The organism is Streptomyces venezuelae (assembly GCF_008642375.1).
In the GTDB taxonomy this organism is placed as follows: Bacteria; Actinomycetota; Actinomycetes; order Streptomycetales; family Streptomycetaceae; genus Streptomyces; species Streptomyces venezuelae_G.
The window spans coordinates 5,514,512-5,531,221 of record NZ_CP029194.1; the positions used below are offsets into that span (position 1 = coordinate 5,514,512).

At 72.6% G+C, this 16,710-nt stretch carries 13 protein-coding genes, 2 tRNA genes and 1 pseudogene; 9 read left to right on the plus strand and 7 right to left on the minus strand.

Features of this window, described 5'->3' with window-relative positions; genetic code table 11:
• Positions 1-134 precede the first annotated feature (134 nt).
• The 5 genes and pseudogenes from DEJ46_RS25400 to DEJ46_RS25420 form a co-directional block, all read left to right on the plus strand.
• A pseudogene (locus DEJ46_RS25400) lies at positions 135-1,313 on the plus strand (SPFH domain-containing protein); the annotation flags it as partial.
• Between the two features lie 148 nt (positions 1,314-1,461).
• The gene (locus DEJ46_RS25405) at positions 1,462-2,058 is read left to right on the plus strand and encodes a lytic polysaccharide monooxygenase (RefSeq protein WP_150274759.1); all 597 of its coding nucleotides are present in this window, start codon (positions 1,462-1,464) and stop codon (positions 2,056-2,058) included.
• 53 nt (positions 2,059-2,111) lie between these two features.
• Positions 2,112-3,788, plus strand: coding sequence for an AMP-binding protein (locus tag DEJ46_RS25410; RefSeq protein WP_150269938.1), 1,677 nt, complete (start codon positions 2,112-2,114; stop codon positions 3,786-3,788).
• Positions 3,789-3,881: 93 nt separating this feature from the next.
• A complete protein-coding gene (locus DEJ46_RS25415) occupies positions 3,882-5,186 on the plus strand; it encodes a sensor histidine kinase (RefSeq protein ID WP_150269940.1) in 1,305 nt (434 codons plus the stop codon).
• Positions 5,117-5,779, plus strand: a complete 663-nt coding sequence (locus DEJ46_RS25420) for a response regulator (protein ID WP_150269942.1) — start codon at positions 5,117-5,119, stop codon at positions 5,777-5,779. The genes DEJ46_RS25415 and DEJ46_RS25420 overlap by 70 nt, the downstream gene beginning before the upstream one ends.
• An 84-nt stretch (positions 5,780-5,863) precedes the next feature.
• Here the strand turns inward: DEJ46_RS25420 and DEJ46_RS25425 are convergent.
• Positions 5,864-5,937 (minus strand) — tRNA-Lys (locus tag DEJ46_RS25425).
• A gap of 101 nt (positions 5,938-6,038) precedes the next feature.
• Positions 6,039-6,797 carry an IclR family transcriptional regulator gene (locus DEJ46_RS25430; protein ID WP_024758909.1) on the minus strand — a complete coding sequence of 253 codons (759 nt, stop codon included), beginning with the start codon at positions 6,795-6,797 and terminating at the stop codon, positions 6,039-6,041.
• A 463-nt stretch (positions 6,798-7,260) separates the two neighbouring features.
• Between DEJ46_RS25430 and DEJ46_RS25435 the strand changes: the two genes are divergently transcribed.
• Together DEJ46_RS25435 and DEJ46_RS25440 are read left to right on the plus strand one after the other, a co-directional pair.
• Positions 7,261-8,331 carry an LLM class flavin-dependent oxidoreductase gene (locus tag DEJ46_RS25435; RefSeq protein ID WP_150269944.1) on the plus strand — a complete coding sequence of 357 codons (1,071 nt, stop codon included), beginning with the start codon at positions 7,261-7,263 and terminating at the stop codon, positions 8,329-8,331.
• Between the two features lie 315 nt (positions 8,332-8,646).
• The gene (locus tag DEJ46_RS25440) at positions 8,647-10,344 is read left to right on the plus strand and encodes a glycosyl hydrolase family 18 protein (protein ID WP_150269946.1); all 1,698 of its coding nucleotides are present in this window, start codon (positions 8,647-8,649) and stop codon (positions 10,342-10,344) included.
• A gap of 98 nt (positions 10,345-10,442) precedes the next feature.
• On the opposite strand, the gene DEJ46_RS25445 is transcribed toward DEJ46_RS25440, so the two are convergent.
• Positions 10,443-12,314 carry a putative bifunctional diguanylate cyclase/phosphodiesterase gene (locus tag DEJ46_RS25445; protein WP_223835079.1) on the minus strand — a complete coding sequence of 624 codons (1,872 nt, stop codon included), beginning with the start codon at positions 12,312-12,314 and terminating at the stop codon, positions 10,443-10,445.
• 401 nt (positions 12,315-12,715) lie between these two features.
• Between DEJ46_RS25445 and DEJ46_RS25450 the strand changes: the two genes are divergently transcribed.
• Positions 12,716-13,966, plus strand: coding sequence for a M6 family metalloprotease domain-containing protein (locus DEJ46_RS25450; RefSeq protein WP_150274761.1), 1,251 nt, complete (start codon positions 12,716-12,718; stop codon positions 13,964-13,966).
• Positions 13,967-14,083: 117 nt separating this feature from the next.
• On the opposite strand, the gene DEJ46_RS25455 is transcribed toward DEJ46_RS25450, so the two are convergent.
• The 4 genes from DEJ46_RS25455 to DEJ46_RS25470 form a co-directional block, all read right to left on the minus strand.
• A tRNA-Lys gene (locus tag DEJ46_RS25455) sits at positions 14,084-14,157 on the minus strand.
• Positions 14,148-14,777, minus strand: a complete 630-nt coding sequence (locus DEJ46_RS25460; protein ID WP_150269950.1) for a hypothetical protein — start codon at positions 14,775-14,777, stop codon at positions 14,148-14,150. The genes DEJ46_RS25455 and DEJ46_RS25460 overlap by 10 nt, the downstream gene beginning before the upstream one ends.
• Before the next feature lie 144 nt (positions 14,778-14,921).
• Positions 14,922-15,278: a hypothetical protein gene (locus DEJ46_RS25465; RefSeq protein WP_024759088.1), complete on the minus strand. Its 357-nt coding sequence runs from the start codon at positions 15,276-15,278 to the stop codon at positions 14,922-14,924.
• Between the two features lie 119 nt (positions 15,279-15,397).
• The gene (locus DEJ46_RS25470) at positions 15,398-16,024 is read right to left on the minus strand and encodes a TetR/AcrR family transcriptional regulator C-terminal domain-containing protein (protein WP_150269952.1); all 627 of its coding nucleotides are present in this window, start codon (positions 16,022-16,024) and stop codon (positions 15,398-15,400) included.
• A 79-nt stretch (positions 16,025-16,103) separates the two neighbouring features.
• Between DEJ46_RS25470 and DEJ46_RS25475 the strand changes: the two genes are divergently transcribed.
• On the plus strand, positions 16,104-16,688 hold the full coding sequence (locus DEJ46_RS25475; protein WP_150269954.1) for a peroxiredoxin-like family protein: 585 nt from the start codon (positions 16,104-16,106) through the stop codon (positions 16,686-16,688).
• Positions 16,689-16,710: the final 22 nt, after the last annotated feature.

Here is a 16,710-nt window from a genome sequence, read left to right on the forward strand (position 1 = left end):
CCGCCGGTGCCGAGAAGCGGGTGGACGTGCCCGACTTCGGGCGGATCACCGGTGCGAAGGTCGCCGCGCTCGCCGTGCCCGTCGCCGGTGTCGTACGGGTCGTGCGGCGGAAGAACGTGATCGGGTCCGAGACCACCGGCTCCATCCCCGTGCACCTGCTCTTCCGGGACGAACCGGAAGGCGGCGCCCCCGGCGCGAACGGGGACGACGGCGGTCCCGACACCGTCGCGATGGCCGTGCCCGCCGCCCTCGCGAAGAACGGCAAGGCCGCCATCCCGGCACCCGCGAAGACGCAGCAACAGACGCAGCAACAGAAGCAGGCCAAGGGCAAGGGGCGACCTCCGAGCCAGGCAGCCCCCGCCTCGAAGCAGTCCGCGGCGGCCAAGGCCCGCCCCGCCCCCACCGCCGATCCCGATCTCGTCGAGCGGCCCGGCGCGGTGCTGCCCGGCTGGCTCGGCGTCGTCGGCGGCGCCCTCGCGCTCGCCGGGTGCGCGGCGGTCGTGTGGTGGGCCGGGGCCGTCCCCGCGGAGGCGGCGCGCATGCTGCGGCTGCCGGTCCGCCCGTACCACGGCATCCACCTCGGCCAGTGGGCGCTGCTCGCCCTCGGCGTCGTCGCCACCCTCTTCGCGGTCGGCGGCCTCGGCCGCGGCCGGGTCGGCTACGCCTGGGTCCTGACCCTCTTCGGCGACTACCGCGGCACCGTCCGCCGGACGGGCCTGGTCTGGGTCAGCCCGCTCCTGCTCCGCCGCCGCGTCGACGTCCGGCTCCGGCACTGGCGCAGTGAGCCGCTGCCCGCCGTCGACGCGAAGGGCACGGCCCTGGACGTCGTCGTCCTCGTCGTCTGGCGGGTGCGGGACACCGTCCGCGCCGCGCTGGGGGTCGACGGCCACGAGGACTACCTGCGGGAGCAGGTGGAGGCGGCGATGGCCCGGGTGCTGTCGCAGCTTCCGGCGGACGCCTTCCACGAGGACGCACCGACGCTCCGGGACGCCGAGGCGGTCGGCGAGGCGCTGACGCGGATGCTGTCGGCGGAGTGCGCCCCGGTCGGGGTCGACGTCTTCTCGGCACAGCCGACGCGCATCGAGTACGCCCCCGAGGTCGCGGCGGCGATGCAGCGGCGCCGGATCGCGGCGATCGACGCGAAGCACCGGGACAGCGTCCTGACGTCGGTGGTGGACGCGGTGGACGACGTGGTCCACCGGCTGACCAGTCGTGGTCTGGTGGAGTTGGACGACTACGAGCGCAAGGCGCTGGTCAAGGACCTGACGGTGGCGTTCTACACGGGGAGGACGGCGCCCGCGGAGGGGGCCTGAGGGGATGGACATGTTCAACTTCCGTCCATACCTTGGTACTTGGTCCAGACCAAAATGAGTCACCCGTACAAGCAGAACCGGTAACACCGCACGCGTGCGCACGGCCCAACGGAACTCCCCCACGTTCTCCTGGAGCGACAGCATGCACATGCGCAAGAAGAAGTCAGTCGGGGCGGCGGTGGTGGCGCTCGGCGTCGCCGGCGCCTCCCTCCTCGCGACCGGCAGCGCGGGCAGCCACGGCTACACCGACTCGCCGATCAGCCGCCAGAAGCTCTGCGCCAACGGCACCGTGACCAACTGCGGCTCCATACAGTGGGAGCCGCAGTCGGTCGAGGGCCTCAAGGGCTTCCCCGCCGCCGGTCCCGCCGACGGCAAGATCTGTTCGGCCGGGCTCACGCAGTTCGCCCAGCTCGACGACCCCCGGGGCGGCGCCTGGCCGACGACGACCCTCACGGCCGGGCAGAGCTACAGCTTCCGCTGGCAGTTCACGGCCCGGCACCGCACCACCGACTTCAAGTACTACATCACCAAGAACGGCTGGAACCCGAGTCAGAAGCTGACCCGGGCCGCGCTCGACCCCCAGCCGTTCCTCACCGTCCCCTACAACAACCAGCAGCCGCCGGCGACACTCTCGCACTCCGGGACCGTCCCGGCGGGCAAGACGGGCCGTCACCTGATCCTGGCGGTGTGGACGATCGCGGACACCGCGAACGCCTTCTACGCCTGCTCGGACGTCAAGTTCTGACGGCCGCCGACTGACCGTTCAATTCTGACGGTACGTCAGTTACAGTCCGGCCCATGAAGGGTGCGGACACCGTCGCGGAGCTCGTACGACGCCAATGGGGCGACCACCGGACCGGCCTGAGGGACGAGCACCACACCCTCAGCCACCACGAGGTCGCCGCCGGCGCCGCCGCGCGGGCCGCACTGCTCGTGGACCTGATGCCACCCCTGCCGGGGAGCGAGCCGCACCTCGGCATCCTGCTCGACAACACGCCGGAGTACCCGCTCTGGCTCAGCGCGGCGGCCCTCGCGGGGGCCGCCGTCGCCGGGATCAACCCGACCCGGCGCGGCGCCGAACTCGCCCGGGACATCCGGCACACCGCCTGCCGGATCCTGGTCACCCAGCGCGCCCGTCTGCCGCTCCTCGACGGCCTCGCGCTGCCCGGGCTGCGCATCCTCGTCACCGACACCGACGCCTACCGTGAACTCCTCGCGCCCTACGCCGGCGCCCGCCCGGGAGACGCCACCCTCGGTCCCGTACGCCCCGACAGCCGCTTCCTGCTCTCCTTCACCTCCGGCTCGACGGGCGCCCCCAAGGCCGCGCTCTGCAGCCAGGGGCGCCTCGCGGCGGCCGGCTCCTCCCTCGTCTCCCACTTCGGGATCGGCCCCGACGACGTCCACTACGTCTGCATGCCGATGTTCCACGGCAACGCGGTGATCGCGGACTGGGCACCCGCGCTCGCCGCCGGTGCGGGAGTGGCGCTGCGGGCCCGCTTCTCCGCGTCCGGCTTCCTCCCCGACGTACGCCGCTTCGGCGCCACCTACTTCACCTACGTGGGCCGTGCCGTGCAGTACCTGCTCGCCACCCCGCCCGGCCCGGACGACCGCGCGCACGCGCTGCGCCTCGGCTTCGGCACGGAGGCCGGGGCGGTGGACGCGGCCCGCTTCCGGGAGCGGTTCGGGGTCCCGCTCGTCGAGGGGTACGGCTCCTCCGAGGGCGGCGCGGCGATCCAGCGCACCCCGGACACCCCGACCGGGGCGATCGGACGGGCCGCCCCCGGCGACGACCTGGCCGTCCTGGACCCGGAGACCGGCCAGGAGTGCGCCCCGGCCCGCTTCTCGCCCGAGGGGCGGCTCCTCAACACGGACGAGGCGGTCGGCGAGCTCGTCAACCGCGGCCGGAACCCCTTCGAGGGCTACTGGCGCAACCCCGAGGCGGAGGCGGTCCGGCTGCGCGGCGGCTGGTACTGGACGGGCGACCTCTTCTACCGGGACGAGGAGGGCTTCCTCTACTTCGCCGGCCGCACGGACGACCGGCTGCGGGTCGACAGCGAGAACCTGGCGGCGGCGATGATCGAGAACATCCTCGCCCGCTGGGACCGGGCCGCCGGAGTGGCGGTGTACGCGATACCGGACCCCGTCGCCGGCGATCAGGTCATGGCGGCGCTGGCCCTGCGCGAGGGGGCCGCATTCGACCCGGCGGAGTTCGCCGCCTTCCTCGCCGCGCAGCCGGACCTGGGCACGAAGATGCCGCCGCGCTTCGTCCGCGTGACGCGCGAGCTGCCCCTGACGGCCACCAACAAGATCCACCGCGTGGGCCTGCGCCGGGAGTCCTTCCTCTGCCCGGACCCCGTCTGGTGGCGCCCGACCGCCACCGCCCCGTACGAGCCCCTGACCCCCGCGACGACCGCCGCGCTCCAGGAGCAGTACGCCCTCCACGGCCGCACCCCGACCTGGGACCGCACCAAGTGAGCAGTGCCCGGCGGGGGTAGGCCCAGCCCCACCCCCGCCACGCCCCCCAGGCCCATGGCCCCGCCCCCGCAACCGCGCCTACCGTGGGCGCTCATGGAACCCCGCAACCCCTGGCAGGCACTCACCCGGTCCCGCTTCCCGCTCGGCCCCTGGCCCTGGCGGGCCGCCGGGTACCTCGCCACCGGGGGCCTCGTCGGGGCCCTCGCCTGTCTCGTCCTCCTCGTCCTCGGGGTGTTCTCGCTGCTCCTCGTCGGGCTGCCGCTGCTCCTCCTCTCCGGGCTCGCCCTCGGCTCCGTCGAGCGGCTCCGGCTCCGGCTCGTCGACCTGGACCCGGCCCCCGACCCGCACCGCGTCCCCACCGCCCCCGGCCTGACAGCCTGGCTCCGGCTCCGGGTGGGGGAACAGGCGACCTGGCGCGAGCTCGGACACGGGCTGCTGCTCGCCACGGTCCTGTGGCCGCTCGACCTCATCGCCCTCGCCGTCGGCGTCGGCCTGCCCCTCGCCCTCCTCGGCACCCCGCTCCAGCTGGCGGCGGACGGCCACGAGGCCAAGGCCGTCAAGGCGTACCTGGTCACCTCCTACCCCGAGGCCTTCGCCGCCGCGCTCCTCGGCGCCCTCCTCCTCGTCGCCCTCGCCTACCCCCTGGCCGCCGTCGCCGGCGCCCGCGCCGCCCTCGCCCGCGCCCTGCTCGCCCCGCGCGACACCGATGCGGGGGACGCCAGGATCGGCGAGGTCATCGCCTCCCGCGCGCGGCTCGTCGACGCCTTCGAGGCCGAGCGCCGCCGGATCGAGCGCGACCTCCACGACGGGGCGCAGCAGCGGCTCGTCGCCCTCACCATGACCCTCGGCCTCGCCCGCCTCGACGCCCCGCCGGGACCGCTCGCCGAGCAGCTGGCCAAGGCCCACGCGGAGGCCGGGCAGGTGCTGACCGAGCTGCGGGAGCTGATCCACGGCATCCACCCGCAGGTCCTGGCCGACTACGGCCTCGGCGCCGCCCTCGCCGACGCCGCCGACCGCTCGGCCGTCCCCGTCGACACCGACGTCGACCTGCCCCGGCTGCCCGCCTCCGTCGAGAGCGCCGGCTACTTCGTGGCCTGCGAGGCCCTCGCCAACATCGGCAAGCACAGCGGCGCCGCCCAGGCGAGGATCACCGCCCGGTACGCGGACGGCGTCCTGCGGCTCGACGTCGAGGACGACGGGCGGGGCGCCGCCGATCCGGCCCGCGGCACCGGGCTCACCGGACTCGCCGACCGGATCGCCGTCCTCGATGGCACACTGACGATCATGAGCCCGCCGGGCGGGCCGACCGTCCTGCGAGTGGAGATCCCGTGCCGAACCCTCCGAGAAAGCTCCGCGTCGTCCTCGCCGAGGACAGCGTCCTCCTCCGTGAGGGACTGATCGGCCTCCTGACCCGTTTCGGCCACGAGGTCGTCGCCGCCGCCGGTGACGCCGACGGCCTGCGCGAGGCGGTCGCCGCCCACGACCCGGACATCGTCGTCACCGACGTCCGGATGCCGCCCGGCTTCCAGGACGAGGGGCTGCGCGCCGCGGTCGCGCTGCGCGCCGAGCGGCCGGCCCTGCCGGTCCTGGTCCTGAGCCAGTACGTGCAGCGCAGCTACGCCGCCGACCTCCTCGACTCGGGCGACGGCACCGGTGTCGGCTACCTCCTGAAGGACCGGGTGGGGCAGGTCGAGGAGTTCGTCGAGGCCCTCACGCAGGTCGCCGGCGGCGGCACGGTCGTCGATCCCGAGGTCGTCCGGCAGCTGCTGCGCCGCCACCGGGACCCGCTGGAGGCGCTGACCCCGCGCGAGCGGGAGGTCCTGGGCCTGGTCGCGGAGGGGCACTCCAACGGGGAGATCGCCCGCCGGCTGGTGGTGACGGAGGCCGCCGTCGGCAAGCACATCGGGAACATCCTGGCCAAGCTCGACCTGCCGCAGGCCGAGGACACCCACCGCCGCGTCCTCGCCGTCCTGACCTACCTCCGGGCCTGAGCGGGAGCGGCGGCCGGCCCTGGCCGGCCGGGACCGGGAACGACAAGAAAGCCCCCCGCCGAAGCGAGGGGCTTTCCCTGTCTGTGCGCCGCCAGGGACTCGAACCCCGGACCCGCTGATTAAGAGTCAGCTGCTCTAACCAACTGAGCTAGCGGCGCCTGCTGACAGAGAAAATACTACCTGGTCCTGAGGGGTGCTCGTGACAGCCCCGCCGGAGCGCCGTCCGGCGGGGTCGCGACACCACCTGCTGGGCCGCCTTCTAGATCGCCAGCGAGAGCACCACCGGGGCGGCGCGCCGGTTGAGCGTGTCCGCCGCGGCGCGCAGCCGGTGGGCGTGCTCGATCGGCAGGGACAGGGCCAGGCAGCCCACGGCCGAGCCCGCCGTCAGCGGGACGGCGGCGCAGACCGTGCCGACCGCGTACTCCTGGAGGTCGAGGACCGGGACGGTCGCCGGCTGGCTGTCGAGCTTCGAGAAGAGGATCCGCTCGTTGGTGATCGTCCTGGAGGTCAGCCGGGCGATCTTGTGGCGGGCGAGGTGGTCCCGCCGCCCGTTCTGGTCGAGCTGTGTGAGCAGGCACTTGCCGACGGCGCTGGCGTGCGCCGCCGAGCGGAAGTCCACCCATTCGTTGACCTTCGGGGTGCGCGGCCCGTCGGCGAACTGGGTGATCTTCACTTCGCCGTCGATGTACCGGCTGATGTAGACGGCCGCGCCGACGGAGTCGCGCAGTTCGGTCAGGGTCTCCTGGAGCTTGGCCTCCAGCGCTTCGCGGCGGGTCAGGCCGGAACCGAGGAGGACGAGGGAGTCCCCGATGACGTACGCGCCGTCGGCGACCTGCTCGACGTACCCCTCGCGGCGGAGCATGAGGAGCAGCGACGAGAGGTGGGCGACGGGAAGGCCGGTCTCGCGGGCGATCTGGACGTCCGTCACTCCGCCACCGTGCCGTGAGACCGTCTCGAGGACGCGCAAGGCGTATTGCACCGAGTGGAACGGCGCGGTGGGCTCGGGCTTCAGCGCCACGGTTTCCCCCTACCAGGTTGTGACCGCAAGCTTTCGTACCACGATAGCCGCCAAGGGCCCTTTAAGGGGCGGCTGTTGGCGAGAATGATGCGGAGGATCCATGGCCTGGGCTGGGGCGCACCACCCTGGCATATGCCTATGTCATGACTCCTTCACAGAGTCTCAGGTCAGGGCCGTGCGGGGCCGGGTTCGCGCTCACGTTCGGGTGGCGGCGGCCGAGAGATTTTTTACGGGGAAGCGGACCCGCGAAAGCTCCGGCGGAGCCCCTGCGAGCGGTTCCGCCGTGGCCGAGAACGTACGGAGGGCGGATGCGGGCGGCCGGACGACAGAAATACGCGAGACGGGCACGAGGCGAGCGCGAGACGGTCGAGGGGTACTGCAGCGGGGTGCCGGAATAACCGGAGACACCCTCCTGTTGTGTCCCGAGTCTTACCAACCGCACGTGCCGAGGAGGGTCCCCACGGTGACCGACGCCATTCGAGGAGAGACGCGGGGCACCGCGCCCGTACCGCTGTCCGTACTGGACCTGGTGACCGTCGGCAGAGGCGGCTCCGCGACCGAGTCGCTCGCCACCAGCGTCGAGCTGGTCCGGCTCGCCGAGCGACGTGGCTTCCACCGGCACTGGGTGGCCGAACACCACTCCATGCCCGGCGTCGCCTCCTCCTCGCCGGCGGTGATCCTCGCCCACCTCGCGGCCCACACCCGCCGCATCCGCCTCGGCTCCGGCGGCGTCATGCTGTCCAACCACGCCCCGCTCGTCATCGCCGAGCAGTTCGGCACCCTGGAGGCCCTCGCCCCGGGCCGGGTCGACCTCGGCCTCGGCCGCGCCCCCGGCACGGACGGCGCCACGGCCGCCGCGCTGCGCCGCGCCGAGTCGCCGAAGGAGGGCGCCGACGACTTCCCGGAGCAGCTCGCCGAGCTGACCCGTTTCCTGGACGACGACTTCCCGGACGGGCACCCGTACTCCCGTATCCACGCCATCCCCGGCCCCGTGCAGGGTCCGAAGGGCCGGCCGCCGGTCTGGCTGCTCGGCTCCTCCGGCTTCAGCGCCCGCCTCGCGGGCCTGCTCGGGCTGCCCTTCGCCTTCGCCCACCACTTCTCCGGGCGGAACACGATTCCGGCGCTCGACCTCTACCGGGAGTCCTTCCGGCCCTCGGGCCTCCTCGACGCCCCGTATGCGGTGATCAGCGTCGCGACGCTCGCCGCCGAGGACGCGGCGGAGGCCCGCCGCCAGGTACTGACCGGAGCCCTCGCGATGCTGCAGCTGCGCTCCGGCCGGCCGGGGTTGATGCCGACGCCCGAGGAGGCGGAGGCGTACCGTGTCAGCCCCATCGAGCGGGAGTTCATGGACGAGTGGGTGGGGAACGTCCTGTACGGCACCCCGGACGAGGTCCGCACGGGCCTCGACGACCTGCAGAAGCGCACGGGCGCCGACGAGCTGATGCTCACGGCCAACGTGCACAGCGGGGAGGCGCGGCTGCGGAGTCATGGACTGATCGCGGACGCGTACGAGCTTCCGGAGCTCGCGGAGTAGCCGGGAACTTCCCGGAGGGGCCGCCCGCGCCTCGCGGGGCGCTGGATCCCGGCTCGAAAACCCGGGTTTCCGTGGCGCGTTGGTTCGGTCCTGAACCACCGCCCCCTCACCCCTAAGCGAACCTTAAACCGCTCGTCACCCATGGTGGCGGGCGGTTCCGTTTTGTGCTGCACCCCTCTGACAAGGGCTTTCCTCATCAAATTGGTCTAGTCCTCAATCTGGTTCAGACCATTGACGTGCTGTTCATGCGCCGGTTATCACTTCCTCAGCTCCTGTACGGCACCACCCAGTTCTCCCCCCCTTCGGAGGCCGCACGTGCACCCCCGTAAGCCATTGATCGCCGCGCTTCTCAGCTCGGCCCTCGCCGCCGGCGCGCTCGCCGCGACCGTCGGTCTCGGCTCCGCCCAGGCGGCCGACTCGTCGACCACTGCCTCTGCGGGCAACGTGCGCATCGCGTACTACGACCAGTGGAGCGTCTACGGCAACGCGTTCTACCCCAAGCACCTCGACACCCGGGGCATCGCGAGCCAGCTGGACGTCATCAACTACTCGTTCGGCAACATCCACCCCACCAACCTCACCTGTTTCATGGCCAACAAGGCCGCGGGTGACGACAACAACCCCAACGCGGGTGACGGTGCGGGCGACTCCTACGCCGACTACCAGAAGTCCTTCAGCGCGGCGGACAGCGTCGACGGCGTCGCCGACAAGTGGGACCAGCCGATCGTGGGCGTCTTCAACCAGTTCAAGGAACTGAAGGCGAAGTACCCCCATCTGAAGATCAACATCTCGCTCGGCGGCTGGACCTACTCCAAGTACTTCCACGACGCGGCGAAGACGGACGCGAGCCGCAAGAAGCTCGTCTCCTCCTGCATCGACCAGTACCTCAAGGGCAACCTGCCCGTCGAGGGCGGCTTCGGCGGCGCGGGCACGGCGGCCGGCATCTTCGACGGCATCGACATCGACTGGGAGTACCCGGGCTCCTCCGGCGGCCACCTGGGCAACCACTACGGCCCCGAGGACAAGCAGAACTTCACCCTCCTCCTCGCCGAGTTCCGCAAGCAGCTCGACGAGTACGGCGCGGCCAACGGCGGCAAGAAGTACCTGCTGACCTCGGCCCTCCCGGCCGGCCAGGACAAGATCAAGTACATCGAGACCGACAAGATCGGCCAGTACTTGGACTACGCCAACATCATGACGTACGACATGCACGGCGCCTGGGACGGCGACGGGCCGACGTACCACCAGTCCCCGCTCCACCCCTCGCCGAACGACCCGACCGACGTGATCGCGCCGGGCACCGAGAAGTACAGCATCGACTCGGCCATCGACTCCTGGATCGACGGCAACCCGGCCTACGGCATCGCGGGCGGCTTCCCCGCCAACAAGCTGACCCTGGGCTACGAGTTCTACTACCGCGGCTGGAAGGGCGTGCCGGCCGGCACCACCAACGGCCTCGCGCAGACCGCCACCGGCGGCTCCGGCGCCCGCCCGCTCAGCCAGCAGGCCGGCATCGCGCACTACAAGGAGCTCGGCGGCATCGTCGACAACGCGTCGACGACCTTCTGGGACGACCAGTCGAAGTCCTCGTACTTCTACAAGGACGGCGAGTTCTTCACCGGCCTCAACCAGAAGTCCATCCAGGCCCGGGTGGACTACGGCAAGCAGCGCGGCCTGGCCGGCGCGATGATGTACTCGCTCCTCGGCCTGGACGACAACGCCACCCTGCTGACCCAGATCAACAGCGCGCTCGGCGGCACCACCACCCCGCCCACCACGACGCCGCCGACCACCCCGCCGACGACGCCGCCCACCACCCCGCCGACCACGCCCCCGACGACGCCGCCCACGGGCTGCGGATCGCTCCCGGCGTACGTGGCCGGCACGATCTACAACGCGGGCAACGAGGTCTCCCACAACGGCCGCAAGTACAGGGCCCAGTGGTGGACCCAGAACGAGACGCCGGGCACGACCGGCGAGTGGGGCGTCTGGAAGGACCTGGGCGCCTGCTGAGGCCCTGACCCGCTGAGCACCACATGACCACTGCCCCCGCCCGGAATGTCCCTCCGGCCGGGGGCAGTTCCATGCCCTGAGTCATACGGATGCGGGGTTCAGACCCGCAGGGGCTCCGCGCCGATCAGTTCCGCGATCCGGTCCGGGGCCACCGCCCGCGAGTACAGCCAGCCCTGCCCCGTGTCGCAGCCGATCCGGCGCAGCCGGGCCGCCTGCCCCGAGGTCTCGACGCACTCGGCGGTGACGGTGAGACCGAGCCGGTGCGCGAGCTGGACGAGCGCCTCGACGATCAGCTCGTCGGCCGGGTTCGGGTGCTCCTCGTCCTGGAAACCGCGGACGAAGGAGCCGTCCAGCTTGAGCACGGAGACCGGCAGCCGGCTCAGGTAGGCGAGGTTCGAGTAGCCGGTGCCGAAGTCGTCGATCGCGATCCGCACTCCCATGTCGCTCAGCGCCTTGAGCGCCTGGAGCGGCCGCCCGGCCGAGCCCATCACGGCGGACTCGGTCAGTTCGAGCTGGAGCAGGTGCGGGGCGAGCCCGGTCTCCGCGAGGATCCCGGCGACGTCCGCGACCAGGTCGGAGTCCCAGACCTGGCGGACCGCCACGTTGACGCTCACGAAGATCGGGCGCTCGCGCGGATGGTCCTTCTGCCACTGCCGGGCCTGACGGCAGGCGGTCCGCAGCACCCACCGTCCGAGCTCGACGATCGAGCCGTCCTCCTCGGCGATCCCGATGAACCGATTCGGCGGGAGCGAGCCGAACTGCGGGTGGTTCCAGCGCACCAGCGCCTCCACGCCGCGCACCGCCCCGTCCGCCAGGTCCACGAGCGGCTGGTACTCCAGGCCGAACTCCCCGCGCTCCACGGCCGGGCGGAGCGTGGAGGAGAGCGCCTGCCGGGTCATCCGGTGCGCGTTGCGCTCCGGGTCGAAGAGCGTCCAGCGGGCCTTGCCGTCCGCCTTCGCCCAGTACAGCGTGGTGTCGGCGGCCTGCATGAGGGCGGTCGCCGTCGTCCCGTGCGCGGTGCGCTCGACGACGCCGATCGAGGCGGAGACCGAGAGCCGCTGACCGCCCAGGTCGAAGGGGCGCTGGAGCGCGCAGAGCACCGAGCGCGCGAGGTCGGCCAGTTGCTCCGTACCGGTGGAGTCCTCGACGAGGATCGCGAACTCGTCGCCGCCGAGCCGCGCCACGAGGTGGCCGCCGCTGCGGGTGTAGCCGTCGCTGTCCGCGCACTCGGTCAGACGGGAGGCGACGGCGGCGAGGAGCCGGTCGCCGACCCGGTGGCCGAGGGTGTCGTTGACGGCCTTGAAGCCGTCGAGATCGAGGTAGCAGAGACCGATCCGCCCTGTTCTGCCATACCCGTATGACTCATGCGACTGATGCGATTCATGTGACTCGTAGGACGAGTCGGTGTCCTGGGTGGCGGCCTCCAGGGCCGAGGAGAGCCGCTCGAAGAACAGGGCCCGGTTGGGCAGTCGGGTCACCGGGTCGTGCATCTGGAGGTGGCGCAGTCGCGCCTGGAGCTCGCGCCGGTCGCTGACGTCCGCGATCGACAGGAGGACGCGCCGGCTGTCGGGTACGGGGGAGACGGTGACCTCGGCCCACAGCGAGCGCCCGTCGGGGTGCTTGAGCCGGCGTGTGCAGCGGAAGCGGGAGCGGCGGCCGCGGAGGACCTCGTGGTACGCGTGCCAGGTGCGGCCGTCGGACGCGAGGTCGACGAGATCGGCGGCGGCCTGTTCGCGGAGCGCCCCGGCCTCGGTGCCGAGGAGGGTGGCGAGGGAGTCGTTGGCCGTGACGACGATGCCGTCCTGGTCGACGACGGCCATGGCGAGCTGCGCGGCCCGGAAGGCGGCGCGGTAGTCGCGGAGTTCGGTCGTACTGAGGGAGCCGGGGGCCGGATCGGGGACGAGGTCGGTCTGACGCGTGGCACAGGGCTCGGCGTGACGCTCCGTGACGGCGGGATCGGTCTGGGGCATCTCCGGCGGCTCTGGGTGCACCGGACCTTCGGGGGTTTCGCTCACCGCTCGCTCCCGTAGTGCAGTCGGGCCGTTCACATGTGGTCGGGATGGTCGGCCAAGGAAAAGTGAGCCGATCATAGAGCCCGTTCGGGGGCCCGTTCCAGCTCCGAGGGCTCTCCGGGAGCCGGTGACCATCGCGGGACGCCTCGCCGCCACCCCTCGCCCGATCGTTTCTGCACAGGTCTGACACGGGCCGGTGGCGACGTGACCGAATGTGACTTTCCGTGAGCTGGTCCCCGCTCGTGTCGCGTCGACCCGGCGGTGTCTCCTCACCCGACCGGGGCAGCGGAAACGTGCGAAATGCCGCAAATCATCACAAGGTGGTTGTGGTGTCCCGCCCTACCGATCCGGAGGTCCACGTGAGGGGTCAGCAGCCACTCGGGGGAGTGGAGCGGCCGAGGCTGCGTTCCGGCGCGGCGGCCTTCACCGCGCTCGCCGCGCTCGCCGCCACCGGGCTCGTCGCGGGCCCCGCCGTCGGCGCGCCCGCGGGGAACCCCTGCACCCTGCCCCGCACCGCGGCCCACCACTCGCTCGGCCTCGACACCTGGAACGGCTCCTACCCGCGCCCCACCCGCACCCTCGACGCAGTCATGATCTTCCTGTCCTTCCCGGACTCCGCCCCGCTCACCACCCCGGCGGAACTCGCTGCCGACCACTTCCCGGCCACCAGCGAGTACTTCGACCGCGCCTCCTACGGCCGCTTCGACCTGCGCCCGCACCCGCGGTCCGACTGGACCCGGATGCCGCAGGAGTCGGGGGCGTACGACATACGGCGCGACTGGGACTCCGGGAAGCGCGCGGCCTATCTGCGCGACGCGGTCGCCGCCGTCGACGCGGACGTCGACTTCTCCCTGTACGACGTCGTCTACCTGGTCGCCGACCCGGACGCGCCCGGCGTGGACTCCGACGCGACGAAGGTCGTCAACCTCGAACGCCCGCTGAAGGCCGACGGCACCGAGATCAAGCGGGTCGTCACGGTCTTCGAGCGGCACCCGCCCGACCGGAACGTCCTCGCCCACGAGACCGGCCACGTCTTCGACCTGCCCGACCTGTACCACCGCCCGTCGGACGGCAAGGGAGACTGGGACACCCATGTGGGCGACTGGGACGTCATGGGCAGTCAGTTCGGGCTCGCGCCCGACCTCTTCGGCTGGCACAAGTGGAAGCTCGGCTGGCTCTCCGGCGCCCACGTGACCTGCGTCCAGGGGCCCGGCCCCCAGCTGGTCAGCCTGGAGCCGACCGGCGCCCCGCCCACGGAGAGCGGCACCCTCGGTACCCGGCTCGCCGTCGTCAGGACCGGCCCCGACAGCGTCCTGGCGATCGAGGCCCGCGGCGCCGCCGGCAACGACACCGAGACCTGCACCGAGGGCGTCCTCCTCTACCGGGTGCGCAACGGCGCGGCCTCCGGCGACGGCCCGGTCCAGGTCGTCGACACCCACCCGCGCACCGAGGCGTGCTGGGACCGCTCCGTCTACCCGCCGCTCGCGGACGCGCCGCTGGAGGAGGGCGAGACCTTCACCGTGCCGGGCACGGGTGTACGCGTCGAGGTGGCGGACCGCACGGAGGCGGGCGGCTGGACGGTGAAGGTCACCCCGCCCGGCACGGGCTGACCGGAACCCTCACGGGTCCGACCGGAGCCCTGCCGCTCCGACCGGAACCCCGCCGCGGAAGTTCCCGTCGCGCACACGAAGAAGCCCCCCGCTTCCGCGAGGGGCTTCTTCCGTCTGTGCGCCGCCAGGGACTCGAACCCCGGACCCGCTGATTAAGAGTCAGCTGCTCTAACCAACTGAGCTAGCGGCGCCTGCTGACGTCGTAGACATTAGCACCCGGATCGGCGGGAGGAAAAATCGATACCCGCACGTCGGGGGTGGAGGCCGCCCGGACGGCCCGCACGCAGGCCCAGAGCACGACCTCGGGGCCGGGCAGCCAGGGGTTCCGCGTGTCGGGGGCGACCAGCCAGCGCGGGCCGGCGGAGTCGGCGGGGGTGAGCGGGGGCACGGTCACCGCGTCCCCGACGCCGTGGCAGAGCGGCCGGGGGACGGCGTCGCCCCACTCCTCCCAGTCGAGCAGCGCCGGCAGACGCTGGGCCGTCCCGGGCGCGGTGAACAGCATCATCCGGCCCCGGTGCACCGCGACCGGCCCCGAGCCCGGGCCCTCCTCCCACAGCCGGTCCAGGATCCGGCGCCCGAAGACCGGGTCCACGTTGACGACGTCGAAGACCGTCCCGCAGGGCAGCGCCGCGGGCGAGGCAGGGCTGGCCTCCCAGCGGGTGAGCGCCGCCCCGGGGCGACCGCCGGCGGCCGAGGCGAGCCACGCCGCCCCGTCGGCGGTCACGTGGGCCGTCTGGTGCCGGCCCTCGTCGCCCTCCCGCAGGAAACGGAAGATGTCGTCCGGGGTCTCGTTGCGCAACCAGGTCGTCATGCATTCAGATCTACCGGCCGTGACGGGCCGGTTTCCGAGAGTTGCCGGAATCCCGGACAAGGGGCATGGGCGAGGAGTATCGTGCGCCCCGCATATGCCACGGGACGCGGCGCGGCCCGCCGCCCCGCAGTCGCCTCGGACGGCCTACTCCTCCGCGGGGCGCCCGTTCGCCCGGATCAGACCGCGGCCGAACTCGATCATCTTCAGGGCGTAGTCCTCGGTCCACTCCGCCCGCTCGGCGACATCCGCCGCCGTCAGCCGGTCGAACCGGCGCGGATCCGCCAGCTGCGCCGCCGCGATCGCCTGGAACTCCGTCGCGCGGTCCGTCGCCGCACGGAACGCGAGCGTCAGCTCCGTCGCCCGGGCCAGCAGCTCACGCGGGTCCTCTATCGACTCCAGGTCGAAGAAGTGCTCCGGATCGGCGGTCGCCTCGGCAGGTTCGAAGACCAGCGGCGCCGGCCGTAGCCGTCGCTGTCCGCTCCGCTCCGCGGGTTCCGCCATCGTCCTTCTCCTCCTCGCACAGGCACGGCCCGGGATCCCGGGCCGCTTTCCATTGTCCCGCGCCGCGCAAGAGCGCGAGGCCCCCGCCGCGCGCCCCGGGCCTGCTCCCGGGCCCCGGTTTACGAGGCCGGCTCGGCGGTCAGGCCGAGCAGGAGCAGGCGCAGGCCGCCGAAGAACTCCTCGTCCGGTCCGACGCCTCCCGCGCTCCGCGCGGTCTCCGTCAGGTGGGGGAAGCGGTCCTCGGGCAGTGCGGCGATGGCCGCCGTGCCCTCGCCGGCGAGCGGCCCCAGGTGTTCGAGCTGGATCGCCCCGGTCACGTACCCGTGGAGGGCGCGCAGGGCGACGACCCGCCGGCCGCCGTCGATCCCCGCTTCGGTCAGGATGCCGAGCACGGTCTCCGACCACTGCAGCCCCGCGACGGCGCGGTGCCGGTGGGTGACGGTCAGGGGGACGGCCCCGGGGTGGGCGGCCACGCCGTCGCGCAGCCGCCTCGCCATGATCTCGATCCGTTCCTGCCAGGGCGCGGGCGCGGCGGGCGGGGTGGCGTCGACGGAGCCGAGGACGTGTTCGACCACGAGCTCCTCCAGTTCGTCGCGGTCGGCCACGTAGCGATAGAGCCCCATGGTGCTCACGCCGAGCTCCTTGGCGACGGCGCGCATGGAGAGTGCGGCGAGCCCGTCGCGGTCGATGACGGTGAGCGCGGCGGCTGCCAGCTGGTCCTGGGTGAGGGAGCGAGGTCGAGGCATGACGGTTGACAGCGTACGCCCTACGCCTACGCTGTAGGAGTACGCCGTACGCCTACGAATCCCGTGAGGAAGGTGTCCCATGCGCACACCCATGTCCCGCAGGCTGGAGCCCGGCCACGCCGTGCCCCGCCGCACTCTCGACCCGGTCCTCGGCCCCCCGGTGACCCTCCCGGATCCCGGACGCCACACCCACGTGCAGTTCCGGCGCTTCGCCGGCTGCCCGGTCTGCAACCTCCACCTGCGGTCGGTGGTTCTGCGGCACGAGGAGATCGAACGGGCCGGCATCCGGGAGGTCGTGCTCTTCCACTCGCCCGCGGACGAGCTCCGCGAGCACGTGGCCCATCTCCCCTTCGCCGTCGTCGCGGACCCCGACCGGCTCCTGTACGCCGAGTTCGGCGTCGAGGCCCACCGCAGGTCCCTGCTCGACCCGCGCGCGTGGCCTGCGATCGTCCGGGCCATCGCGCGCGGCGCCTACGAGCTGGCCCGCGGCCGAGGCCAGCTGCCCGCCACCTCGCAGCCGGCCGGTCGGCTCGGCCTGCCGGCCGACTTCCTGATCGCTCCCGACGGCCGGCTCCTCGCCGTGAAGTACGGCGAGCACGTCTACGACCAGTGGTCGGTGGACGAGCTCCTCACCCTCGCGTCGGCCCTCCCGACGGCGCGGTGACGCCGGAACGGCTGTCGCCCGG